General features: G+C 43.5%; 25 protein-coding genes. 20 read left to right on the top strand and 5 right to left on the bottom strand.

The genetic code is table 11. From position 1 onward, the window contains the following. The first annotated feature begins 1 nt into the window (after window position 1). The 3 genes from ACQKL0_RS11140 to ACQKL0_RS11130 all read left to right on the top strand — a co-directional run bounded on the left by ACQKL0_RS11140 (window position 2) and on the right by ACQKL0_RS11130 (window position 3196). Window positions 2-1561: a SagB family peptide dehydrogenase gene (locus tag ACQKL0_RS11140; RefSeq protein WP_427687588.1), complete on the top strand. Its 1560-nt coding sequence runs from the start codon at window positions 2-4 to the stop codon at window positions 1559-1561. A gap of 565 nt (window positions 1562-2126) precedes the next feature. Continuing rightward, window positions 2127-2258: a hypothetical protein gene (locus ACQKL0_RS11135; protein ID WP_427687586.1), complete on the top strand. Its 132-nt coding sequence runs from the start codon at window positions 2127-2129 to the stop codon at window positions 2256-2258. A 176-nt stretch (window positions 2259-2434) separates the two neighbouring features. Continuing rightward, window positions 2435-3196: an SDR family oxidoreductase gene (locus ACQKL0_RS11130; RefSeq protein ID WP_402874229.1), complete on the top strand. Its 762-nt coding sequence runs from the start codon at window positions 2435-2437 to the stop codon at window positions 3194-3196. 95 nt (window positions 3197-3291) lie between these two features. Here the strand turns inward: ACQKL0_RS11130 and ACQKL0_RS11125 are convergent, their stop codons facing one another. The 3 genes from ACQKL0_RS11125 to ACQKL0_RS11115 all read right to left on the bottom strand — a co-directional run bounded on the left by ACQKL0_RS11125 (window position 3292) and on the right by ACQKL0_RS11115 (window position 4755). Further along, window positions 3292-3897 carry a hypothetical protein gene (locus ACQKL0_RS11125; RefSeq protein ID WP_427687584.1) on the bottom strand — a complete coding sequence of 202 codons (606 nt, stop codon included), beginning with the start codon at window positions 3895-3897 and terminating at the stop codon, window positions 3292-3294. Beyond that, window positions 3836-4045: a hypothetical protein gene (locus ACQKL0_RS11120; RefSeq protein ID WP_427687582.1), complete on the bottom strand. Its 210-nt coding sequence runs from the start codon at window positions 4043-4045 to the stop codon at window positions 3836-3838. The genes ACQKL0_RS11125 and ACQKL0_RS11120 overlap by 62 nt, the downstream gene beginning before the upstream one ends. A gap of 326 nt (window positions 4046-4371) precedes the next feature. Next, the gene (locus tag ACQKL0_RS11115) at window positions 4372-4755 is read right to left on the bottom strand and encodes a DUF302 domain-containing protein (RefSeq protein ID WP_402957369.1); all 384 of its coding nucleotides are present in this window, start codon (window positions 4753-4755) and stop codon (window positions 4372-4374) included. A gap of 405 nt (window positions 4756-5160) precedes the next feature. Between ACQKL0_RS11115 and ssuD the strand changes: the two genes are divergently transcribed. From ssuD to ACQKL0_RS11090, 5 genes are all read left to right on the top strand, one after another. Continuing rightward, window positions 5161-6207 (top strand): FMNH2-dependent alkanesulfonate monooxygenase, encoded by a 1047-nt coding sequence (gene ssuD / locus ACQKL0_RS11110; protein WP_427687580.1) that lies wholly within the window; start codon window positions 5161-5163, stop codon window positions 6205-6207. 28 nt (window positions 6208-6235) lie between these two features. Next, the gene (locus ACQKL0_RS11105) at window positions 6236-7480 is read left to right on the top strand and encodes an ABC transporter substrate-binding protein (protein ID WP_402957373.1); all 1245 of its coding nucleotides are present in this window, start codon (window positions 6236-6238) and stop codon (window positions 7478-7480) included. Between the two features lie 70 nt (window positions 7481-7550). Further along, entirely contained in the window at window positions 7551-8426 is an 876-nt protein-coding gene (locus ACQKL0_RS11100; protein WP_402987402.1) for a carbohydrate ABC transporter permease, read from the top strand. A 127-nt stretch (window positions 8427-8553) separates the two neighbouring features. Further along, complete coding sequence (locus tag ACQKL0_RS11095; protein WP_402957375.1) at window positions 8554-9252, top strand: carbohydrate ABC transporter permease; 699 nt, start codon at window positions 8554-8556, stop codon at window positions 9250-9252. 22 nt (window positions 9253-9274) lie between these two features. After that, window positions 9275-10174, top strand: a complete 900-nt coding sequence (locus ACQKL0_RS11090) for an aldo/keto reductase (RefSeq protein WP_427687578.1) — start codon at window positions 9275-9277, stop codon at window positions 10172-10174. Window positions 10175-10223: 49 nt separating this feature from the next. Here ACQKL0_RS11090 and ACQKL0_RS11085 read toward each other — a convergent pair whose 3' ends face one another. Then, window positions 10224-10550, bottom strand: coding sequence for a hypothetical protein (locus ACQKL0_RS11085; RefSeq protein WP_402874247.1), 327 nt, complete (start codon window positions 10548-10550; stop codon window positions 10224-10226). A gap of 288 nt (window positions 10551-10838) precedes the next feature. Here ACQKL0_RS11085 and ACQKL0_RS11080 point away from each other — a divergent pair, with 288 nt between their 5' ends. From ACQKL0_RS11080 to ACQKL0_RS11065, 4 genes are all read left to right on the top strand, one after another. Then, entirely contained in the window at window positions 10839-11612 is a 774-nt protein-coding gene (locus ACQKL0_RS11080; RefSeq protein WP_402987076.1) for an amino acid ABC transporter substrate-binding protein, read from the top strand. Window positions 11613-11682: 70 nt separating this feature from the next. After that, the gene (locus ACQKL0_RS11075; RefSeq protein ID WP_427590850.1) at window positions 11683-12342 is read left to right on the top strand and encodes an amino acid ABC transporter permease; all 660 of its coding nucleotides are present in this window, start codon (window positions 11683-11685) and stop codon (window positions 12340-12342) included. A gap of 14 nt (window positions 12343-12356) precedes the next feature. Next, window positions 12357-13103 carry an amino acid ABC transporter ATP-binding protein gene (locus ACQKL0_RS11070; protein WP_402957679.1) on the top strand — a complete coding sequence of 249 codons (747 nt, stop codon included), beginning with the start codon at window positions 12357-12359 and terminating at the stop codon, window positions 13101-13103. Between the two features lie 143 nt (window positions 13104-13246). Further along, window positions 13247-13705 (top strand): VOC family protein, encoded by a 459-nt coding sequence (locus ACQKL0_RS11065; RefSeq protein WP_402987074.1) that lies wholly within the window; start codon window positions 13247-13249, stop codon window positions 13703-13705. Between the two features lie 250 nt (window positions 13706-13955). Here ACQKL0_RS11065 and ACQKL0_RS11060 read toward each other — a convergent pair whose 3' ends face one another. Beyond that, window positions 13956-15317, bottom strand: a complete 1362-nt coding sequence (locus tag ACQKL0_RS11060; RefSeq protein ID WP_427687576.1) for a cytochrome P450 — start codon at window positions 15315-15317, stop codon at window positions 13956-13958. Window positions 15318-15640: 323 nt separating this feature from the next. Here ACQKL0_RS11060 and ACQKL0_RS11055 point away from each other — a divergent pair, with 323 nt between their 5' ends. The 8 genes from ACQKL0_RS11055 (at window position 15641) to ACQKL0_RS11020 (ending at window position 21760) form a co-directional block, all read left to right on the top strand. Beyond that, window positions 15641-16105 carry a YwqH-like family protein gene (locus ACQKL0_RS11055; protein WP_427687574.1) on the top strand — a complete coding sequence of 155 codons (465 nt, stop codon included), beginning with the start codon at window positions 15641-15643 and terminating at the stop codon, window positions 16103-16105. Then, a complete protein-coding gene (locus ACQKL0_RS11050) occupies window positions 16106-16393 on the top strand; it encodes a YwqI/YxiC family protein (protein WP_427687572.1) in 288 nt (95 codons plus the stop codon). Next, window positions 16390-18354 carry a T7SS effector LXG polymorphic toxin gene (locus tag ACQKL0_RS11045; RefSeq protein WP_427687570.1) on the top strand — a complete coding sequence of 655 codons (1965 nt, stop codon included), beginning with the start codon at window positions 16390-16392 and terminating at the stop codon, window positions 18352-18354. The genes ACQKL0_RS11050 and ACQKL0_RS11045 overlap by 4 nt, the downstream gene beginning before the upstream one ends. Window positions 18355-18375: 21 nt before the next feature. After that, a complete protein-coding gene (locus tag ACQKL0_RS11040; RefSeq protein WP_427687568.1) occupies window positions 18376-18831 on the top strand; it encodes a DUF600 domain-containing protein in 456 nt (151 codons plus the stop codon). 1017 nt (window positions 18832-19848) lie between these two features. After that, on the top strand, window positions 19849-20004 hold the full coding sequence (locus ACQKL0_RS11035) for a Fur-regulated basic protein FbpA (protein WP_427687566.1): 156 nt from the start codon (window positions 19849-19851) through the stop codon (window positions 20002-20004). A gap of 3 nt (window positions 20005-20007) precedes the next feature. Next, window positions 20008-20160: an FbpB family small basic protein gene (locus ACQKL0_RS11030; RefSeq protein ID WP_427687564.1), complete on the top strand. Its 153-nt coding sequence runs from the start codon at window positions 20008-20010 to the stop codon at window positions 20158-20160. Window positions 20161-20489: 329 nt separating this feature from the next. Then, a complete protein-coding gene (locus tag ACQKL0_RS11025; RefSeq protein ID WP_427687562.1) occupies window positions 20490-21218 on the top strand; it encodes an MOSC domain-containing protein in 729 nt (242 codons plus the stop codon). Between the two features lie 122 nt (window positions 21219-21340). Beyond that, window positions 21341-21760, top strand: a complete 420-nt coding sequence (locus ACQKL0_RS11020; RefSeq protein WP_427687560.1) for a hypothetical protein — start codon at window positions 21341-21343, stop codon at window positions 21758-21760. The last annotated feature ends 246 nt before the right edge of the window (window positions 21761-22006 follow it).

Here is a 22006-nt window from a genome sequence, read left to right as displayed (position 1 = left end):
GATGAATCTAGATCAATTTTTGCATAATCTTCAGTTTGACACAGCGAAGGTCAGACCGCCTGACTGGGAAGTGGATTGGGAGGATGCGCCACTTTCCTATAAACTTTACCGTGACTTGCCTGTGTTCCCTTTTTCGCCGGAAGTGCCGCTGACATTGGAAGCCTGCCAAACATCATCCCAGCCCGACTTCAAGGCTATCGGTCACTTTCTTTGGTATGTATTCGGCCTTGCTCAAGTGAGCCAGTTCATGAATGATCCGGAACAAATGGACTTCATGCAGTCGTTCCGCCGTTTTGCGCCTTCAGGGGGAGCATTGTATCCAAACGAACTGTACATCTACCTGAAAATCGAGGAGTTGCCTGCTGGCGTGTACCATTATGATGTGGCACACCATCGTTTGGTATTAGTGCGGGAAGGTAATTTTGATGACTATCTGGACCAGGCACTTGGCGGTCGTTGCGATATGACAACGTGTTTCGGAACGGTCTTCGTGTCGACGATGTTTTGGAAAAACTTCTATAAGTACCACGATTTTTCCTATCGCCTGCAAGGATTGGACGCAGGTGTCCTGATGGGTCAGTTATTGGAAGTGGCGAAGAAGTTCGGCTTCTCGACTGGCGTTTCCTTTCAATTCCTGGACCGGGCCATTAATCACTTAATTGGATTATCTGAACAAGAAGAAAGCACATATGCCGCCATTCTTTTATCTGTGGAAGCTACAAATGGAGTGGCATTTGAAAGGGAAATAAAACGTGCCGTCACGTCGGTTGAATTATGTAGAGAGCTGCCTGCCATATCACATACCCATTACGTTCGATCACAGACAATCATAGAGTATCCAATGTTGATCCAGATGAATGAAGCATCCATGATTGACTCCACTCGATCCATTCGGAAAATCGAAGCAAAGGAAGCACGAAGTGGAAAAGGTATGGGGAGTATAGATTTGCCAGCGGTGGAGCGGTTGTCGTATGACCTGGCTACTATTTGCCGTAAGCGGTTTTCCCCGGAAATGGATTTCAATTTAGGGAAGGTGAGCAAGATTCAACTCGCCACACTGTTGCAAGAGGCTTCGGCATCTTTTTCGTATACCAATGATGTGGATGAGAAGCAAGAACACGACGTCTCCATCTATGCCTGTTTGCATCAAATGGAAGACATTTCAGATGGTGCTTATGTTTATGATAGAGAAAATCATACATTACGGCTTGTGCGACAAGGTGATCAGCGAACTCAGTTGCAATACGCCATGTCACTGGATAATGTGAATTTACTGCAAGTTCCAATCTGCCTGCATGTCGCAGGGAATAGAGATCACCGCAAAAAGGAGCTAAGCTACAGGGGATACCGCATCCAACAGATGGAAGCGGGAATGCTCGTGCAACGATTACTTTTAGTAGCGACAGCCTTGGATTTGGGAGGTCATCCTTTGCTTGGGTTCGATGTGAACGTATGTGATGACATTTATAAAAAAGGACTGCATGAAAAAACAACGCTCATCCAAGTCCCAATCGGACCGTATCGGGGGCGACCTTGGCTAAAAGGAAGTTTGCATGGTTAGCTTCTGGATGGAGGAATGTGGGGAAAATAAACTCTTGAATACCAAATGAATGGATCCAACTCAACCCCTACTTTTTTCATAAAGAGGGGTTTTCTTTTATGAAGAGATAGAGAGTTTGTCCAATCCAATTGATTTCTTCACTCATAAGATAGTGAGAAACTATTTTATGAGTGAAGATATTGAGTAAATGTAGTAAATGTGGCCATAGTGATTGTCGTTGCAAATCAAAGAAGTGCAAGGACTGTGGGCACAAAAAATGTCGGTGCGAAGGAAACTCACAAATTATCAAACAAAATGTACAAGTTAGGGTTTCTGGAGGAGTAGGAGCCACGGGAGCAACAGGAGCCACGGGAGCCACGGAAGCATCGTACCTCCAGGGTTCGTTGTTCATACTCCGGGGAGCGCAGCGATTACGATTTCGCAAACAGGCACGTACCTCATCACGTATGAAGTATTTCCACAACAAGGTACGTCAGCATTCGCTTTATTCGCTGGAGCGGCTCAAATAGCTGGTTCCAATTATGGCAGTAGATCTGGTAACCAAACGTATAGCGGACAAGTTATCGTGACATTACCTGCTGGTACCGTTCTTACTTTACGTAATATCGACGGGGCGACTACACTGAATAATACGATAAGCGGTCCAGGGGCTGCAGCTGTCCTAAGTGCATCCATCGTGATTGAACAGCTGGTATAAAATCAGGCCTTAGAAAAAAATTCTATTCTTTTTGAGGAACTGGAGACAGTTCCCTTTTTTTACATAGGAGAAAATTGTTTGGTGGTTACCCAGAGGTACAGTACATGAAAAGCAGGAGGGTTGGAAAAGCTATGAACGCATTCATTGATTGAAAAACCTTAATAGGAGGGATAAATATGAAACTTCAAAATAAAGTAGCCGTGGTAACAGGTGCAGCATCGGGTATGGGGAAAGCGATTGCGGAATTGTATGCTAAAGAAGGAGCCAAAGTCATTCTCGCAGACCTTGATATGGATGGTGCGAAAAAGGTCGCAGATGCCATCGAAAGTAATGGCGGAACGGCTAAAGCGATAAAAGTAAATGTCGGGGAACAAGCAGATATTGATCATATGATTGATACCGCTGTATCAGAATATGGCACATTAGATATCCTGGTCAATAACGCAGGAATTATGGATGGCTTCGAACCAGCGGGTGATATCGATGATGATAAATGGGATCGGATCTTTAACATCAACACAAAAGGTGTCATGCGTGCCACCCGTAAGGCCTTGCCGATTTTCTTGGAAAAAGGACAAGGTGTCATCGTCAATACGGCTTCTACAGGTGGACTGAACGGAGCACATGCCGGCGCTGCATATACGGCTTCAAAGCATGCAGTGGTCGGATTTACAAAAAATACAGGCTTTATGTATGCCAATAAAGGGATTCGCTGTAATGCCATCGCACCCGGAGCCGTTATGACCAATATTACGGCCGGCATGAAAAATCTGAATGAATTTGGTTCAAGTCGTACGAAAATCCCACAATCTGTAATCCCTCGTGCAGGCCAATCTGAAGAAATTGCAAAAGTGGCCCTATTCTTGGGTTCAGACGATTCAAGCTTCGTAAATGGCACAGTCATAACCGCAGATGCAGGCTGGACCGCAGCTTTTTAGTTGAGGTTATAATGATCATACAAAGAAGGCCGCTATTGGCGGCCTTCTTAAGGTACTAAAGTTCAATAGAAAACATCAGGTGGTGACAAGTGTACTTATTTAAAGGCAACTAGCCAATTTAGCGTGTTGTCACCAAAATCAGTTAGCGTATAAACAAACTTTTGTTTTTGCCACTTTGCAAGGCTGCCTGTAGCGTTTGCATCGACATGCAATTGCCCATATTTCTTAGGAACAGGCATCATATGCGTTTCCAAAAATTCGACAGTTTCCTTCGCTGTCGCTAAGCTTTCTTCTGACTTTTCTGTTGTGGAACGGGCTATAATGGCCCAGCGTCCTTCATTCCAACTTGTAAATAATGAACCTGCTCCTGCATCTTGATATCCCGTTATGCCATGCCCTAAATCAACAGCTTTACCATCTGTGAAAACGGTTTGATCTATTTCCTCACTTGCTGCTTTTTCTGTTTTATATTGAGTAATGACAAGTTTGCCAACTAATTGCCCCGTTTCTTTTATCTTTGGATCGTTGATCTCTAGTTGTTTGTCTGTATTATAAAATGTAAAAGTCGCTTTATTCTGTGTTGAAGACGCGATAGCCGTTACATGTTTTCCTTTTGTCACAGGGAAATCTGTTGGTAGCTTAATGCCCCCAGTCACTTGGAATGATACTTTGGAAATCTGCTTTTTCAGCTTTGCTATCACTTGCTACATTCGTATTTGGTTTACCAGCTTCTTTTGTTTCTGTATCTAACTCTTCCGTCTGACCCTTATCCGTTTCAACTTCGTCTACCGTTTGTTCAGGATTTTGCGTTTGTACCGCCTCTTTCTCTTCATTTCCGCAAGCAGTCATCATCACCATCATGAAGGTTAAAACGAATAGATATTTCAGCGTAATCCCTCTTTTCTTTTTTTGTTATCTTCCTAACTATATTTATGATAAAAATTTCAATTGTTCAGGGGAGCCGTCTCCAACTAACCGGTTTGATAGCCGTCAAAACTCAAACTAATAAAAATAAACGTTCAGTGTTAATGTCTGAAATCCAAAATGAAAAGCAGTTGTAACTGGTGAACAGCAGCAAGAGAGGGTTAGCTGATCCACATAGTTCGATGATTGGAAATGAAAACTATTTGTTTTTCTTTCCGTCTTTTGATGTATATGGACATTTTATCAAAGGCTTAAATGCTGCGATCGATACAACCAATTAACCGTTTTTCAATATCCAGGGCGAATGCTTTCATATCATCATTCTGAAGCATTTCAATCAAGGATGAAGGTTTTGGCATTCCCACTTTTATGACATGATTATCTTCATAAACCACGATTTTGCATGGCAAGAAATACCCAGCTAGCAGATTTTTCGAAAGGATATGTTGAGCTTCTTTCGGATTACATACTTCTAACACCGTATATGGAGTATTAAACTCCATGCCTTTTTCCTGAAGCTTTGCCGTTAAATTAAAATTCCACAATACTCCGAACCCTTCACTTTTTAAATTTTTCTCTAATGAGGCAATGGTTTGTTCTAAGCTTTTCTCTGTTGAAACCGTATAATCGAACATCATTCACCCTCCGATTCTTAATGAAAAAATAGTAGTTTTAGAATGGTACATTCATTTATGGTATTCCCTATAGCGAAAATCATAAACGGAGAAATAGTCAGCTCCATTTAACTATTCATGAGGGGAATCTATGATTGTTGCTCTTTCTTCTAATGTTAAAGTATTGACACTCCTGTCAAGAATTCATCTTCACCAAACCTTCTCCCGGGCATTAAATAACAGGGAGATGCCTAATTGAAAAAAGGTTTGACACAGTGGGACAATCCGACTATACTAGCTAGTAATTATAAAACACACTAAACAAATAAGAATAATTAGCTGATTGGAAAACCAAAGGCATCGTCTCATATTATTATATGGGCGATTTGCGTTTGGTTTTTTTTATTTTAAAAGGGGGATATAGGCATGGAGGTTTTTTGGTTTTTACCGACGGCGGGAGAAGGCAGGTATTTGGGTACGGAGCATGGTAAGCGTGAGGTCACGTTTGATTATATTGAGCAGGTGGCAAAGGCTGTCGACACGCTCGGATTTGACGGTGCACTGCTGCCTACGGGGGTTGCTTGTGAAGATTCATGGGTGATCGCGTCGAGTCTTGTCCCATTGACGAAACGGATGAAATTCCTGGTTGCGGTCCGCCCAGGATTCGTCGCTCCGCCCGTTGCTGCGCGGATGGCGGCAACTCTTAATAAAATTTCGGGAGGACGCCTCCTGCTGAATATCGTACAGGGTGGGGACCCCAAGGAATTGGCCGGGGACGGTCTACATTTGACTCATGATGAACGCTATGAAATGAGCGGCGAGTTTTTATCTATATGGAATCAATTATTTAAGCAGGAATCCGTAACCTTTAAAGGGAATTATTTTAATATTGAGAATAGTCAACTCCATCCTTCCACTCCAAAGCAATCTCCGGCCTTATACATTGGCGGGACATCAGCTTCTGCTTATGAAGTGGCGGCGAAGCATGTCGATCATTATCTGACATGGGGTGAACCGGTCGATGTGGTCAAAACAAGAATCGACACGGTAAGGGAGTTGGCGAAACAACAAGGGCGAGAGGTGAAGTTTGGCATAAGGCTTCATGTGATCGTCAGGGAGACGGAGGAGGAAGCGTGGGCCGCAGCGGATGAACTAATCAAGTATGTAGATCAACATACAATTGATGAAATGAGAAAGAAGATGGCTGGCTTCGATTCCAATGCGCAGAACAGGATGAGCGATATCTCGTACAAAAACAGGGATTCGCTTGAAATCAGTCCTGGACTTTGGGCAGGAATCGGTTTGGCCCGGGAAGGGGCAGGAACGGCTTTGGTGGGAGATCCCGACCAAGTGGCTAGCAATATGAAAAAGTACCAGGAAGCGGGTGTAGACACTTTCATTCTATCTGGTTATCCACACCTGGAAGAATCATATAGGGTTGCGGAATTGCTTTTTCCAAAATTAAAGGATTGAAAAGAGAAGAAAGATAGGGGGGAATCACATGAAAAGAAAGTTTTCGGTTTTATTTATATGTATGATGATGGCGGTCCTTGTCATCGGATGTTCTTCGAAAAGCTCTACAGACGACGGCGGGAAAACGACAATCAGCTTCATCCACTGGCGTGGGGAAGACAACAAGGCCTTCAAGGAGCAAATTTCTAAATTCGAAAAAGAAAACCCGGATATCAAAGTCAATATGACGGTATACCCGTCCGAGGAATACCAATCTACTGCCCAGACCATCCTGAAGGACGGCTCGACGGGGGATGTCTTCACGGCGTTCCCGGGATCGCAATTTGAGATTCTGAAGAAAGCCGATCTATTCACGGATCTTAGCGGTGAAGAGTTTGTTGGGAAATTCAATGAAAGCCTGATTGAAGCCGGACAGGATGACGGGAAGCAATTGGCGCTTCCGCTTCAGCTTGTCTTCAACCAGCCCGTTTACAATGTCGGCCTTTTTGAAAAATTGGGACTAGAACCTGCCAAGGACTGGGATGGCTTCCTTGCCCTATGCGAAAAGTTGAAAAAGGCGGGCTACCTGCCCATCGCTTTCCCAGGAGCCGATATTGGCCCAGGTCAGCTGATCAACTCGATGGTCATGAACAATGCTCCGGACGAAGAAGTTTTCACAAAATTAGTTAATGGCGAGAATGAGCTGACTGAAGAATGGTGGGTCAAAACCCTGTCGCAATTTAAGGAGCTAGTTGATAAAGGATACATTTCAAAAGACTCCTTAAGCGTGAAGCATGACGGTGCCATTGCCTTGGTGGCACAGGAAAAAGCGGCGATGCTGGGGACTGGGTCCTTCGCGATGGCGAACATCCAGGCACTCAATCCGGATATCAAGCTGAAGATGCTGGCACCGATTACGGTTTCCGAGGATGAGGCAAAATTCGAAGGCGTCCATACGACAACCTTCATGCTGGCGGTGAACAGCAAATCGAAGAAACAGGAAGCAGCCAAGAAGTTCATCGACTTCTTAACAGAGCCTGAAAACGCGTCGGCCTATGCCAATGAAACGGGTCAGCTTTTAACACTGAACGATGTCGAGTATGAGTCCGATATTCTGAAGGATTCAACGGAATGGATGGATAAAAATACAAGATTCCAGCCAAGATATACCATCACCAACGCGAACGTGGAAAAAGCCGTCCTGTCTTCCATCCAGGCAGTCATCGGCGGCACGGAACCGGATAAAGCGGCAAGTGACGCCCAGAAAATCGTCAAACAAAATATCGATGAATGAAAAGCGTACGGAGGGAGAAGATCTTTCTCTCTCTCTTTCTTTTGTCTGTTAGGGGAGGTTGTGCATCGTGCTGAAGAAGAATAAACGATTGTTCCTGTTTATTGCACCAGGTTTACTTATGTATCTCATCTTTTTCATCTATCCTACGCTTAGCGCCCTTTTCTATTCCTTCACAAACTGGGATGGCATCACACCCGATTATCAGTTCGTCGGGTTCGATAACTATGTGAAGCTAGTGACCGAGGACAGCATTTTTGCGAAGGCCTTTACGAATAACATCAAGTTCATGCTGTTCGTCGTGATTTTCCAGACGATCCTGTCGCTGCTGTTCGCCTTATTTTTGATCAAAAACACGAAGGTCAATGTGTTTCTCCGGGCGTTATACTTTTTCCCGACGATCCTTTCCTCGGTATCGGTCGCGTTCATCTGGACCTTCATTTATGACCCGAACATGGGGTTATTATCAAGCCTGCTTTCTGGCCTGAACCTCGAGTCTCTTTCACAGAATTGGCTGGGAGATGAGGATATCGCCATCTTCTCGATTGCAGCCGTTCAAGTTTGGTTCCATACGGGGCAGATGCTGATCATCTTCGTCGCCGGACTTCAGGCGATTCCAAGCGAATTGTATGAGGTGGCAAAAATTGAAGGGGCCAACCGCTGGCAGACGTTCCTTACTGTCACCTGGCCGCTTGTCGCACCGGCAGCGACCATCGTCATTGCCTATACGACGATTCAGTCGTTCAAGGCGTTCGACTTGATCTTCGCGATGACCAAAGGGGGGCCAAACTACTCGACGGAAATTCTGGCAACCTTCATCTATACCACGGCGTTTCGTAGCTTCAAGTTCGGTTACGCTTCAGCTGAATCGGTCCTGTTCATGATTCTGATGGCAGTTATTACATATATACAATTCAAAGCCTTACGGGCCGATCGAGTAAACTATTAGGGGGGAGACCGCAGCTATGAAACTTTCAAAAACGGTACTGATGCTTCTCTATGCGTCATTGATCATCATTCCGATCCTGACGATCTTCCTGTCGACGTTCAAGCCAATGTCTGAAATGTACAGCAATGTGCTGGGGTTGCCGGAATCCTTTCAGTTCGATAATTATGTCAATGTGTTCATCGACCAGTCGATGGGAACCTACTTTAAGAACAGCTTGACCGTCACGTTGGTATCCGTCATCCTGACCTTGTTTTTTGCCAGCCTGATTGCCTTTTCAATTGTGAGGATGGGTGGCTGGGCCGGTGGACTATTGTTCAGTTTCTTCGCACTCGGAATGATGGTACCCGCCCAAACGAACATGATTCCGCTTTATCAGCTCATGTATGATTTAGGATTGACGAACAGCCTTGTCGGGTTGATGATTGTCAATATAGCGGTGACGATGCCAGTCGGGGTGTTCATCCTGACCGGATTCATGAAGTCCCTGCCGAAGACGATATTCGAGGCAGCCATCATGGACGGTGCTGGCAACTGGCAGATGTATACCCGCATTGTCTTGCCACTATCCCTGCCGTCCTTATCGGCAACGGCGATCTTCCTGTTCGTGATGCACTGGAACGATCTCTTATATCCGCTTCTGTTCATCACGCAAGACGAGTTCAAGACCCTGCCGCTTGCCTTACTGGAATTCCAGGGTGAATACATGACGAATTATCCGCTTCTGTTTACGGGAGTCATCATTGCTTCAGCGCCAATGGTCATTATCTATGTATTTTTGCAAAAGTACTTCATCGCCGGCATGACGGCCGGAGCGGTGAAAGGCTAATAAATAGGAAGAGGTGTCGGTTATGGAACGAGTTACACTGCAAGAAGGATTGTCTTTTTCAAGAATCGTCCACGGGCACTGGAGGGCGGCGGACTGGAATAAGTCCACACAGGAATTCTTAACTCTGACCGAGCAATGTCTCGAGTTGGGAATCACTACCTTCGATAACGCGAATATTTACGGTGATTACACATGCGAAGGGCTTTTCGGCAAGGTGCTGAAAGCGAAACCCTACCTTCGGGACCGAATGGAAATCGTGACGAAGTGCGGCATTAAGCTCGCCAATGGCAAAAATGGCTTCTCGCTCAATCACTATGATTCAAGCAAGGAGCATATCATCGAGTCGGCCGAGCGATCCTTAAAGGAACTGAACACGGACTATATTGATGTCCTCTTGTTGCACCGCCCGGATGTGCTCCTCGATCCCGATGAAGTAGCGGAAGCCTTTACACTTTTAAAAAAACAAGGGAAAGTCAGGCATTTTGGCGTATCCAACTATCTTCCATCACAAGTGAACATGCTTCAGGCATCCTTGAACATGCCGCTTGTGACGAACCAGGTAGAGCTTTCCGTCATGTACCGAGACAACTTCGAGAATGGCGTACTGGACCAGTGCATCGAGAAGAAGATGCCGCCAATGGCCTGGTCGCCGCTCAATCAAGGACTTATCTTCACCAGTGAAACGGAAAAGGCAATCAGGGTGCGAGACGCGCTGAAGAAAACCGCGGCTGAAATCGGGGCGAACGATATGGACGAAGTCATGTACGCATGGTTGATGAAGCATCCGGCTGGCATCATGCCAATCGTGGGATCCGGACGGATTGAACGCATTCAATCAGCGGTTAATAGCCTATCGCTTAAGCTCGACAGGCAGCAATGGTATGAAATCTGGGTCAGCTCTCGTGGCCGGGATGTGGATTGATGCAAAAAAAAGGCAGGCGCCTCAATCGGTGCCTGCCTTTTTATTATGGTTAAAATCTGGTCATTAAGAACCAAGTGCCGATAGCCACAACGACAATGGCTAGTAATAATAACCCGTAGCCGAGTGGAGCGGATTTAAACTGTTTAAGATTTCCTTTATATAAAGATATCTGGTTGATCGTTCCAGCCGGGTCACACTTGATGAATAAGGTTCTGGCCTCTTCCGATTCTTTCATATAGTATCTCAAATACTTCTTATCATCCGTCAACGTAACCTCTATGTCTTTGTAACCCAACGATTCTAGAAAAGAAAGGAGATACTGCTTATTATAAGGCTTGTTTTTAAATTCTTTCACGATTATTTCGCGTCTGTTCATGCTCACTCTTCTCCTATCTAGCTCAATCAAAATACGTATTGAATATATACCCAAGAATAATAGTAAAACTCTTGTTGCTGTTTTTCCATACTTTTTGCAAGAAGTTTGAAATTTTGAGTGTGAAGGTACAAAGAAGTCAGGCAGGAGTGGGGGAATGGTCTTGGTTTCGAGGAGGGACTAACATCCTAAAAAATTCCGTTGACAATCAGTTTTAGTGTATGTTAACTTTAGTACATTAGTAAACTAAAGCATAGAGAACAACAATCAGCCAAAGGTGGTTTTTCTGAAATGAAACGTTCAAGTATATTCATATTAACGATAATCGCAATGTTTTCACTTCTTGCAGCCTGTTCCTCCAATTCCGAGGAAAAAGAAGACAAGCTGGTGATTGGAATCGATGATAAATTTGCCCCGATGGGATTCCGTGATGAGGATAATGAAATTACTGGTTTTGACATCGATTATGCCAAAGCCGCCACTGAAAAAATGGGTGTAGAAGCTGAATTTCAACCAATTGACTGGAAAACGAAAGAATCCGAGTTAAGTAGTGGACGTATCGACCTTATCTGGAACGGATACACCATTACGGATGAACGTAAGGAAAAGGTCCTTTTCACAAAACCTTACTTGGAAAATGCACAGGTGGTCGTGACGCTTGAAGATTCCAAGTTGACTAAGCTTGATGATTTAGCAGGTAAAGTCGTCGGTCTTCAATCGCTTTCTTCCGCATCAGATGCATTGAATGCTAATCCGATTAAATCCGAGGTCAAGACGATCACAGAATACTCCGATAACGTCTTGGCCCTAAGTGACCTGAAGGCTGGCCGTCTGGATGCCGTAGTCATTGATGAAGTGGTCATTGATTATTATATGTCCAAAGAAGAAGCTACATTCAAGGTACTGGATGAATCACTTTCTCCGGAGCAATATGGAGTAGGCGTGAAAAAAGGTAAGGAAGATCTTCTGAAAGACCTTCAAAAAGCACTGGATGAAATGAATGAAGATGGCACTGCCGCCAAAATCTCTGAGAAATGGTTTGGCGAAAATAAGGTATTAAAATAAGAACGAACAAATATTAGGCAAACAGGATTTCCTTTTGGGAACCCTGTTTTGTTTTTGGGGGAATCAATTCATGTCTATAGATTATCTTACTTCCATTCTGAAGCCCATGCTGGAAGGGGCCCAAATAACGGTCCTCTTGTTTTTGATTGCCATTGTCGTTTCCATTCCACTGGGCTTCCTGCTAACCCTTCTTGTCAGGAGTAAATTCAAGCCTGTCGCCTGGCTTGCTGAGGGTTACATATATTTGATGCGCGGTACGCCGCTTTTGCTACAATTGTTATTTATCTGTTTTGGGTTGCCGATGCTGCCCGTGATTGGTGAATACATGGTCTTGGATCGTTTCGTTGCAGCTTGTTTAGGTTTCATCTTGAACTATGCAGCTTATTACGCCGAAATCTTCCGCGGCGGTCTGTTGGCAGTTGAAAAAGGTCAATATGAAGCCGCCCAAGTGCTTGGATTGAATAAATGGCAAACGATGAGAAAAATCATCCTGCCGCAAATGTTCCGTGTCGCACTTCCTTCGGTCTCGAATGAATCGGTCACACTGGTCAAAGATACCGCGTTGCTCTATGCCGTGGCTGTACCGGAATTGCTACACTTTGCCCAGACTGCGGTGAACCGTGACTTTACGATCGTTCCGTTCTTCTTGGCAGGGATCATTTATCTGTTGATTACACTCGTATTAACGATGTTCTTTAAATGGCTCGAAAAACGATACAAAATCGAATAGAAGGAGTGGTGAATGTGGCTATCCTTGAAGTGTCCAACCTCAAAAAGTCATATGGCAAGCTAGATGTACTAAAACGGATCACATTGGATGTGAATAAGAACGATGTAGTCGCCGTGATCGGTCCCTCGGGATCCGGGAAAAGCACGATGCTCCGCAGCCTCGTCCATCTTGAAGAAATAAATGGTGGCAGCATCGCTGTCTCCGGCGAATATATGGTGAAGGATGGGGTTTACTCGAATCCGAAAGAACTCAAGCAAATCACCTCCAAAATGGGGATGGTGTTCCAGCATTTCAACCTGTTCCCGCACTTAACGGTCAAAGAAAATCTTGAAATCGCTCCAAAAATGGCCAAAAAGGAATCTTATGACGTCATCCAGCAACGAAGCACCGAGTTATTGGGGAAAGTGGGGCTCTCGAATCGATCATCGGCACTTCCGGCCCAGCTTTCCGGTGGTCAAAAACAAAGGGTAGCGATTGCCCGGGCTCTGATGATGAATCCTGAAATCCTGCTGTTCGACGAACCGACTTCCGCCTTGGATCCGGAATTGACAGGCGAAGTATTGAAAGTTATGAAGGACCTGGCTGAAGAGCACATGACGATGGTCGTCGTCACACATGAAATGGAATTCGCCAAAGAGGTGGCCAATCGGGTCATCTTCATGGACAATGGGGAAATCATCGAATCCGGACACCCGGACGACGTCTTGACGAACCCACAGCATGACCGGACGAAAGCCTTCCTGAAACGCAGTTTTAAATAATTCATAGTATCGATCAGGGGCGTTTCCGATGGGGAGCGCCTTTTTCATGAACAATTTGTCCATCTTTCACATGCGATTATGCAGGATTTCTTATTTTTGAGTCGAATGAAACACGGGACAAACATAATAAGGAGCTTTTGCCGATGATCAAAGGGTTATTTGAAGCACATTTACCCGTTCGAGATTTAAATCGTTCCATTGAATTTTATGAAGGACTTGGGTTGGAGTTCGACCATAGAGTCGAAGATAGCTTGGCTTTCTTATGGATCGAAAAGGATAAAAGCTGGTTGGGATTATGGGAAACCGAGAAGGTGGAAGTGGAGTATCATCCTTCCATAAGGCATATCGCTTTTGAGGTATCCTTAGATGGATTAAAAGGATCGGTTGCTTGGCTGAAGAATAAGGGATACGAGCCAAGGGAGGCTTTTGGGTTTGAACCCATCGAACCTTTTGTGATGCCTCATAAAGATTATGCTCATGCCAAAATCCATTTCAATGATCCGGATGGAAACAGCCTGGAGTTTATTTGTAAGATAGGCAATCCCCAAGGAATTATGAAGCGAATGTACCTAAGTGAATGGGAACGGCTAAATTTGAAATAGAAGTACCCCATTCCTTAGTGACGGAAATCATTTTTTGCACATTTCTACATTTTATCTTCCCATCTCGGACTTTTATCTTCGGTTTCTACGATTTATCTACGCAAACCGAACTTTTATCTGCGGATATCGGCAATATATCGATTTTTCGACAAAAAACGATCAACCAAAAGAATCCTCATACAAGGAGCAGTCCAAACAAAAGGTCATATCAGCGACAATGGTATCCACCTGTCGTTGACATGACCTTTCCTTATCCATTATTTCTTTCCTCCACTATCATCCTCAATCCACTCTTTGGTCTGAGTGTAAGCAAGGGCAGGGGTTTTACTTCATGATGGTCAGGTGCGAGCTTGATTCGATATTGTTGAGTGATGCAGGCTAGGACCAGCACGGCTTCCATCACAGCAAAGTGATTGCCGATGCACACCCTTGGCCCTCCGCCAAACGGAAAGTAAGCGAACGGGGGAATCGTTTTCAAATAGTTGTTTTCAAATCGTTCGGGAATAAAGGATTCGGGTTGATCGAAATACTCTGGTTTATGATGCATCACATAGGAACTTAACAAAAACATATCGCCTTTTTTGAAATGGTAGTTTCCAAGTGATACATCTTCCGCAGCATTCCGTGATAGGACGTAGAGGGGTGGATAAATGCGTAGCGATTCCCAGATAATATTCTGCGTGTAGGATAATTTCATGAAATCATCAGGAGTGGGAGGGCGATTACCGATTACGGTATCTATTTCATGGAAAAGCTTAGCTTCCACTTCCGGATGTTGCGAAAGTAAGTAGAGTGTCCAGGATAGTGCAGTGGCGGTCGTATCGTGGCCGGCAAGGAAGATCGTCATCACTTCATCGCGCACCTGCTGATCGGACATCCCTAACCCACCCACATCATCACGGGCATCCATCAGAATCCCCAACATATCGTCACGGCTTTCTGCTTCATCCCTCCGTCTTTCTATGATTCTATATATCACTGAATCCAGCCTGTCGAGCACCTCCTTATATTCCCTATTGCTTTTTGTCGGGATCCATAGAGGCAAGTGGAAGAGTGTACGCATCCTTTTGATCGCAACTTTCAAGGCGTCATCTATCGGCTCCCCAATCAGGTTATACCCATCCTTGAGTTCCGTGCTGAACATCGTCTTGCTGACTATACTGAGGGCAAGGCTCATCATGTCCTCGGTCATCATTCTCTCTTCGCCGTTTTTCCAGGTCGAGATATATTCCCTGGTTAGGTCAATCATATCTTGTCCGTAATTACTAATATGGGTCTTTTTGAAAGAGGGTTGAATGAGTCTTCTCTGATGCAGGTGAAAATCTTTTTCACTCGTGATGAGCCCTTCCCCGATAAGCGGCTTCAAGCTATTGAAATCCCTTGATTTTAAAAACGACTTTTGTTTGGTTACAAGGATTTGTTTGATTAAATCAGGATCCGAAATGAGGTACACGTTTTGGAAAGGCCCCAAACGAAGCTTTGCAACGTCCCCATATTCCCTAGCTAACCGTGTAAGAAAACCAATGGTATCTGATTGAAATTCCTTCGTATGACCGGTGATGAGCCTACCTTTTGGCCCAGTGGGAGAACCATGAACATCTTTGTCCAACAATGGTTTGTTTCATTCCTTTCTATATAACTGGTTGTAATCATTCTATGTAGATTGCGCAAATTGGTTTGGACAAGTTTTTAGAGGGATAGCGTTTTTTACATATTAATAGAAGGAAAAACCGTTAAAAATCGCGATTATAGACTCTCCATTCATTTTTTAAAACTATAATTGTTTAATGTTGGAAAAATTAGGGTAAAAAGACTGAACTACTTAAAGGAGTAAGTATGTCCAATTTCCTAACAAGGGAGATAAATAGCATACTTATCCCTATTTATCTCTCGGACTATATTCCTTATAATAAGAAAATATGAAAAATATGACAAATGGTAAAGCCGTTAACGAATGATGAGGTGATCCTGTTGGGACTTGTAGATGTAATAAGCGATTATAGCTCGGCATTTTCTAGTGGAATAGCTAATTTGGAAGAGCAAATTAGCCGATTGAAGCAGGCGAAAACACAAATCAACAATGAACAGGAAGCAAGTCTTATAGAAATCAAAGAAATAAAAAAACCCGAGTTAGGAAAAAGTTGGACTGGTAATCGTGCAACGGATTTTAACGAGTCAAGAAGTGGTGCATACAAGGTCATGCTGACAATCGTTCAGGATGAGTATGATGACTATCAAGCGAAAATTGAAGAGAAAATCAATTCCCTGGAGAGGCAAAAAGCCATACTGGAAGCAGCCGTAGCTGCTGCCCGTGAAGCGAGCAACCTGTTGAGTAAAGGGGAAGAATTCCTTGACCAAGTGGAAAGTAAAGTATCGGATTTAAAGAAGTGGGTGTTTTAAATGACGACAATTAAACTGAATCATGCAGTCGTGACAAAACAAGTAAGCCAGGTAAAAACGGCCGTGGATGGGACGACAATCGGAGCACTGCCGGCCGATCAGCTCGGCAATAACGATCTGAGCTTCACATCGAAATGGGAAGAACGGGAGACCAATCTGGAAAAGACCTTCAATCAATACCTGACGATCGTCAAAAAGAATCTGGAAGACACCCGGGCCAACGTGGATTTACTGAAAGAGCAGGATGAGGCCATCACCCATACTGTACAGGGGTATCAGCCATTATGACAATCTTCGAAGCCAAACCTCTGAAGTCAGCAGTCAAGTCACGGGCCAAGCAATATGAAGACCTGAAGGGGCAAGTAGAGACACTGAAAAAGGAATTTCAGGGAATCGTCGATTTGGATGAAGAGCTGGCTGGAGCCGGGGCGACGGCCATCAAGAACTTTTATCGAGCACAAGTAGAGGTGGCCAATGCCTGGATCGAATTATTCACGACACAGATCAGCTTTCTAAAAGGCATTCCGGCCATTTTGGAAGAAGCGGACCTATCCGGTGAGACCGTGGTTGAGGTGCCTTTTTTAGAGGGGGAAGTGACCCACGGTCTCTCTAACGCCAAGTCCATGGTGAACCAGCAGGCGAACGATCTTCAGAAGATTTTTCAAAACATTGATGATATCCTTCCGCTTACGGTGTTCAAACAAGAAGATTTCCATGAGAAAATGGAAAAGGCCGAAAAAGAAAAGAACGATACCATCAAGAAGGTGCACGAAGTAGATAATAAATTAGTAGAAGAATACCAAGTGACCGAAGCCCAGGAAAGTGTAGCCATTAGCCTTTTCCAGGCCTTACTTGAAGCCACCAGTCAGGATGGCACCGTTTCCCCGATGAACTTCAACCAAAGTGCCTTTCAAGCGAGCCAAGCTTATCAAGTGAAGGATGAAGTGGCTGAGAACATGCAAGGATACCGGGACTTCAAGAAGCAAGAAGAGGAAGCGCGGAAACTCGAAAAGGAAATGGAAGAACTCGAGAACCGCCCATGGTATGAAAAAGCCTGGGACACGACAAAAACCTTTACAGGGGAAATCACGGGGTATTATGATTCAGTAAGAGCGACAACGGGAGTCGATCCCGTAACGGGCCGTAAACTTTCCGAAGCTGAACGAATCGCCGCGGGCGCGATGGCCGCCGCCGGATTCATCCCCATCGTCGGCTGGGCTGGGCGTGCGGTCAAAGGCGGAAGTGCGATTTATAAAACAGCCAAAGGATTCAACGCTGCCGAAAACGCACTGGACGCCTATAAATCAAGTAAAGGGCTGGATGTCCTCAAGCAAACCGAATACGGTCTATATGGATTAACCGCCGCCAACGGTCTCGGCGAAGCTGTCACCGGCAAGGACATGTTCGGAAACGAACTCACTGATGAACAGCGTCAAAACAGCCTGATGAACGCCCTTGGTATCGCCGGAGTTGCCGGGGCAGCCAAGGTCGCAGACAAAATGGCAAACGGGACAAAGTTCATCCCCTACAGCAAGGAATTTGTGCAAAATCAAGTCCAGAAAGCCCAAGACTCGATCAAGGATATGGGCAAGGCCATCGGGAAAGTGGAAGTGCCAACTGGAGTTAAGGTTAGGACAGTCGCGGATACAACTGGAAATACTTACAAAAATATCTCGGTTGATAAGACGACGATAAAGGATCTTGCGCAGAAGATAACGGCGAAGGGTGAAGGTAGTAAGGGAACTAGTAAAGGTAGTTCTGGAGTAAGTGAAGTTAAAACATTAGTAGATAAAGGACAACACTTTACAAACGGAAGAAAAAATAGGTTAAAGCCTGATATTAGATATAACACAGGAGAGTATGATTACTTTTATGAAACAGATAATGTAGGAAGGATTTCAAAGTTTGAAACAGAAAATTTACAATTAACAGAGAGAAAAGAGAGATTGTCACACAGCAAAAATACACCCGGTAAAGTAAAAGGTCAAGACCATGCAGGGCATTTGGCAGGTGATAGGTTTGGAGGGTCACCTAAAATTGATAATTTGGTATCGCAATTATCTGATGTTAATTTGAAGCAATATAAGAAGATTGAAGATATGTGGGCTGCAGCTTTAAAGGAAATACCTCCCAAAGAAGTAACTGTTGATGTTGAAATAATTTATCATGGCAATGATATGCGTCCGAAGGAATTTATAGTTAATTACTCGATTGATGGTAAGGCGGACTTCAGAGTTATTAAAAATTGATTTAAGGAGTGAAAAAGTAGTATGAAAGAATTTGAAGATAAATTTAGTGAATTGCAGGCAGATATGATATCTATATGTATGGAATATGTTGAAGATAGGGCGGATAAAGTGTACGTTTATGCTTCGCGTGAGGAAGGAATTATTTCGGGAAGTTTCTTTTATTGCATTAACAATAAGTATGTAGAACGTCATAAAGTAAATGATGCATTGGAAGATGAAGACGTAAGATACGATGTGTCTACCAAAAGACAGTCTATGGTATTGCGCATTATATGTGAAAATATTGAGAAAATTGAAGAATTATGCAAAGAATATGAGCGTGACATGCCAACTGAAATGAAATTAATATATGATGTTAAAAGTGGAAACTTCAAAGCCGAATACAAGTATGATTTAGTATATACGAATGATGAAATTAAAACAGCTAGCCATATTGCTGATGAGTGGTTTATGGAGATAAAAAATAATAATCTTTAATTTTGTATACAGGTAAAGATATGCTCGGATTTGGAATCTTGAAGTAATAATAATTTGATACTATCCAAAAATATGAAACTTCCCATTGTATTATTGAACTTCGAATATATGTATACCTTAAAACACTTGATTGTCAGTAGACAACAGGTGTTTTTGTTTTGTGAGAAATTTTATAGAAGAAAGACTTGAATGTAGCTTTCTTGGAATCAATGAACAGCGCCAAATCAGCCTGTTGATTGCATCACCGAGGTTGCAGGGGCAGCCAAGTTAATCAAGAATGAATCAATAAGGGAATCGAACAATAGAGGAATAAGAAGATGATGACTATTGCCAATACGGTTAAAATACAAACCATGGTGGTGTTGGGTACCTGGTGGTCACCAGAGGATTTCACCAAATGACTTATGAAGTAAACTTCCCCCTCTATCGAATCAGTCGAATATATATAATTGACACTGAGAATCATTTTCATTTATAGTGAGGGTATAGTGAAAAAAGTTCTCAATTAGGCAGGTGAGAGGAAGAAGGTACTTATCGTTTTTTATCCGGTACTACCGAGAAAATGGCCGTAATTATGAAGAGTAGCCTCACAACTGTAGGCTGAAAGTATATATGGAAAGATTGGATACCTGAGAAGTAGACACTTTAAAGTGGTTTGATTTGACCTTTATCAGTTTATATACATGGAATAAAGAGGAATGACCTTGTGGAGCAATCGAGTAAATCTTGCGCGAAATGAAGATTATATGTTTGAGTTCGGGCGATTTGGGTTATAGAAATCCTTGTGACGCGATATAGATTTTTTTAGAACAAATGAAAGAATGCTGTGGTCATAAATGGTGATTGGATTCTATAAGCCCATCATGTACCTACTGCATATAATTCAGTAAAGAAGTGCGAAGATTTTGCAGATCATGCTCTTATATGGGGAAGAGAAAGTGGAGATTTTTCCGTTCAATCGAATATGATGTATCCCAACCTAGGAGAGAGTCTGTTTATTTATGAAGGAGGGTTTTCATGAGAACCCAAATAGATAAAAAGGGAGAAGCAAATAAAGATCAGCTTATCCAAGAACTATTGAAATTCGGCATTTTCAAGAAAAACGATAAACAATTATATGAGTTACCAGTTATTGTACTTCAAAAAGAATTCAATCAGCTAAGAGGTGAATGAAGAATGCCTAGAAGAACAAAGTCATTTAATCAACTGCTTAAAGAAAACCGAAATACTTTGCTTCAAGACAAACGTGAATTGGAGCGAATATATATCAAAATCGACCAAAAGGCAACGGGCGAGGTAAAAAGCGATCGACACGTACACTCATCCTGATAGCCTTGGCTCACATATATAAGGAAACCGGAAACAGTCTAGGTTTTCGGTTTTATTTATGCCAGACACCATATTTCTGATTTTGATAGTTGATGTCCAAATCAAAACAAACAGTGTCATGAAAAATGGCGCTTCTGCAGCAGCTGCATCCGGTTCATCCCTTGTATTTACGATAGGGACATAGTAATGGTTCTAAAAGGAATAATGAAAGCATATAAAAAAGGAACGGGTTCTACTCATGTGTAGAGTCCGTTCTTTTTTGTCGCGTGCTCCCATCACATCCAGGCATTATGGCAGAATATCAATGGACAGTACGTAGGAGGGATACTATGTTAGTCGGTCATATGAAGGAAATCGTGCGGCACCCTGTTAAATCATTTCGTGGGGAGAGCGTCCAAAAAACGAATGTCATGCAGTACGGGGTATATGGGGATCGCAGTCATGCGTTTTTGGATGAAACCAGGCCAGGTAAATTTTTGACCATCACTCAACACCAGAAAATGGTTCAATATCAAGCGCGATTTGTCGGGGAAGAGTCGATGGTTGCTTATCCCACAGTGGAAATTACCTCACCGGAAGGAAAGGTCATGGCTTGGGGTGATGAGGATTTACTTAGGGCCATGGAAAATGAATCGAAACGGAAGATATCCTTCATTGAATATTCACCTACCCATGTACCGTTGGGAGCGATAGAAGCGGAGCCTATTCTACTGGTGACGGATGCGTCCCTGAATGGATTACAAATGATATGGGGGAAAGACCATCTCGATCACCGACGGTTTCGGCCCAACTTCGTCATCTCATTAACCGATAAAATCCCATTCATTGAACAAACCTGGTTCGGAAAACGGATGAAAATAGGCCGGGATGTGGAAATCGAATTGAGAAGGCCCTGTGAAAGGTGCATGATCATCACGGTCAGTCCTGACGATGAAAAGCGGGACCCAACTTTGCAAAAAACGGTCCAAAAGAATTGTGATAACCATTTTGGCGTGTATGCCTCTGTCACTCGAACAGGGGAAATAGGGGTCGGAGATGAAGTATTCCTTCTAGACTGAAAAATAGGAACACTGCCTATTAATAATAAAAGGCAGTTTTATTTGGTTTTATCTCCCATTAACCTATTATAATGTTGGTAAAAACAGTAAAATAAAGGTGACTTATGCGGGGAGTTGTTTAGATGCGTCCTTATCCTACTTGGTTTACTTATGTGGTGAAAGTACTTTGGTTAGCGGGGTTATTTGTCCTGCTTGTTGGCAGTTATACCCTTGGATTGACCATTCAGAAGAAAGTCGAAGCCACTTTTATCATCGAGCCACTTTTCTGGTTCGATTGCATGGTACCCTTTGTATTTGGTCTATACGTGTCCCTGCTTTTCGTGAAGGGATGGACCTTCAAACTCCATATGCCTCTTTTTATCTGCGTCACCCTTCCATGTCTGATTCTATCCTTATACGTACCAATCGTGTACACCTTTCTTCCAAGCGCAGCCTATTTTCCCGACCCATATTGGCTGCTTACAAGAGATAGCTTCAGGATCATACCGGTCGTAGCTGGTTTGACACTATTCACCAGCCTATTTGGAGTGAAGCGTGGTTGAAAGTTTGATGAAGGATGCTTGGGTGCGTGGCGTGGTCGAATAAATAGATTGATTACGTGTAGTGCATGAAATAGCGCCCAAGCAATCATCGAATGGGAGAAGGCTATGCCATTAGCGATATTAAGGACGTAAAAGTAAAAGCGGTTAAAGAAGACGGAACCGAAGAAAATGTGGAAGAAATAGATGAAGGGAGAGTGAAAAAAGTTGAGTGAGGATCAATGCCCGAAATGTAACTCATACTCGATT

The organism is Peribacillus sp. NPDC097264, assembly GCF_050277925.1.
Lineage (GTDB): Bacteria > Bacillota > Bacilli > Bacillales > DSM-1321 > Peribacillus.
The sequence above is the reverse complement of the archived record's forward strand: the minus strand, read 5'-3'. Positions and strand labels throughout refer to the sequence as shown.

What these genes read in the sequence shown, in the direction of transcription:
- ACQKL0_RS11140 (WP_427687588.1), top strand. Translation starts at nt 2, where the DNA reads ATGAATCTAGATCAATTTTTGCATAATCTTCAGTTTGACACAGCGAAG.
- ACQKL0_RS11130 (WP_402874229.1), top strand. Translation starts at nt 2,435, where the DNA reads ATGAAACTTCAAAATAAAGTAGCCGTGGTAACAGGTGCAGCATCGGGT.
- ACQKL0_RS11120 (WP_427687582.1), bottom strand. Translation starts at nt 4,045, where the DNA reads ATGACTGCTTGCGGAAATGAAGAGAAAGAGGCGGTACAAACGCAAAAT.
- ACQKL0_RS11115 (WP_402957369.1), bottom strand. Translation starts at nt 4,755, where the DNA reads ATGTTCGATTATACGGTTTCAACAGAGAAAAGCTTAGAACAAACCATT.
- ssuD (WP_427687580.1), top strand. Translation starts at nt 5,161, where the DNA reads ATGGAGGTTTTTTGGTTTTTACCGACGGCGGGAGAAGGCAGGTATTTG.
- ACQKL0_RS11105 (WP_402957373.1), top strand. Translation starts at nt 6,236, where the DNA reads ATGAAAAGAAAGTTTTCGGTTTTATTTATATGTATGATGATGGCGGTC.
- ACQKL0_RS11090 (WP_427687578.1), top strand. Translation starts at nt 9,275, where the DNA reads ATGGAACGAGTTACACTGCAAGAAGGATTGTCTTTTTCAAGAATCGTC.
- ACQKL0_RS11085 (WP_402874247.1), bottom strand. Translation starts at nt 10,550, where the DNA reads ATGAACAGACGCGAAATAATCGTGAAAGAATTTAAAAACAAGCCTTAT.
- ACQKL0_RS11080 (WP_402987076.1), top strand. Translation starts at nt 10,839, where the DNA reads ATGAAACGTTCAAGTATATTCATATTAACGATAATCGCAATGTTTTCA.
- ACQKL0_RS11075 (WP_427590850.1), top strand. Translation starts at nt 11,683, where the DNA reads ATGTCTATAGATTATCTTACTTCCATTCTGAAGCCCATGCTGGAAGGG.
- ACQKL0_RS11065 (WP_402987074.1), top strand. Translation starts at nt 13,247, where the DNA reads ATGATCAAAGGGTTATTTGAAGCACATTTACCCGTTCGAGATTTAAAT.
- ACQKL0_RS11055 (WP_427687574.1), top strand. Translation starts at nt 15,641, where the DNA reads ATGGTAAAGCCGTTAACGAATGATGAGGTGATCCTGTTGGGACTTGTA.
- ACQKL0_RS11050 (WP_427687572.1), top strand. Translation starts at nt 16,106, where the DNA reads ATGACGACAATTAAACTGAATCATGCAGTCGTGACAAAACAAGTAAGC.
- ACQKL0_RS11045 (WP_427687570.1), top strand. Translation starts at nt 16,390, where the DNA reads ATGACAATCTTCGAAGCCAAACCTCTGAAGTCAGCAGTCAAGTCACGG.
- ACQKL0_RS11040 (WP_427687568.1), top strand. Translation starts at nt 18,376, where the DNA reads ATGAAAGAATTTGAAGATAAATTTAGTGAATTGCAGGCAGATATGATA.
- ACQKL0_RS11035 (WP_427687566.1), top strand. Translation starts at nt 19,849, where the DNA reads ATGAGAACCCAAATAGATAAAAAGGGAGAAGCAAATAAAGATCAGCTT.
- ACQKL0_RS11030 (WP_427687564.1), top strand. Translation starts at nt 20,008, where the DNA reads ATGCCTAGAAGAACAAAGTCATTTAATCAACTGCTTAAAGAAAACCGA.
- ACQKL0_RS11025 (WP_427687562.1), top strand. Translation starts at nt 20,490, where the DNA reads ATGTTAGTCGGTCATATGAAGGAAATCGTGCGGCACCCTGTTAAATCA.
- ACQKL0_RS11020 (WP_427687560.1), top strand. Translation starts at nt 21,341, where the DNA reads ATGCGTCCTTATCCTACTTGGTTTACTTATGTGGTGAAAGTACTTTGG.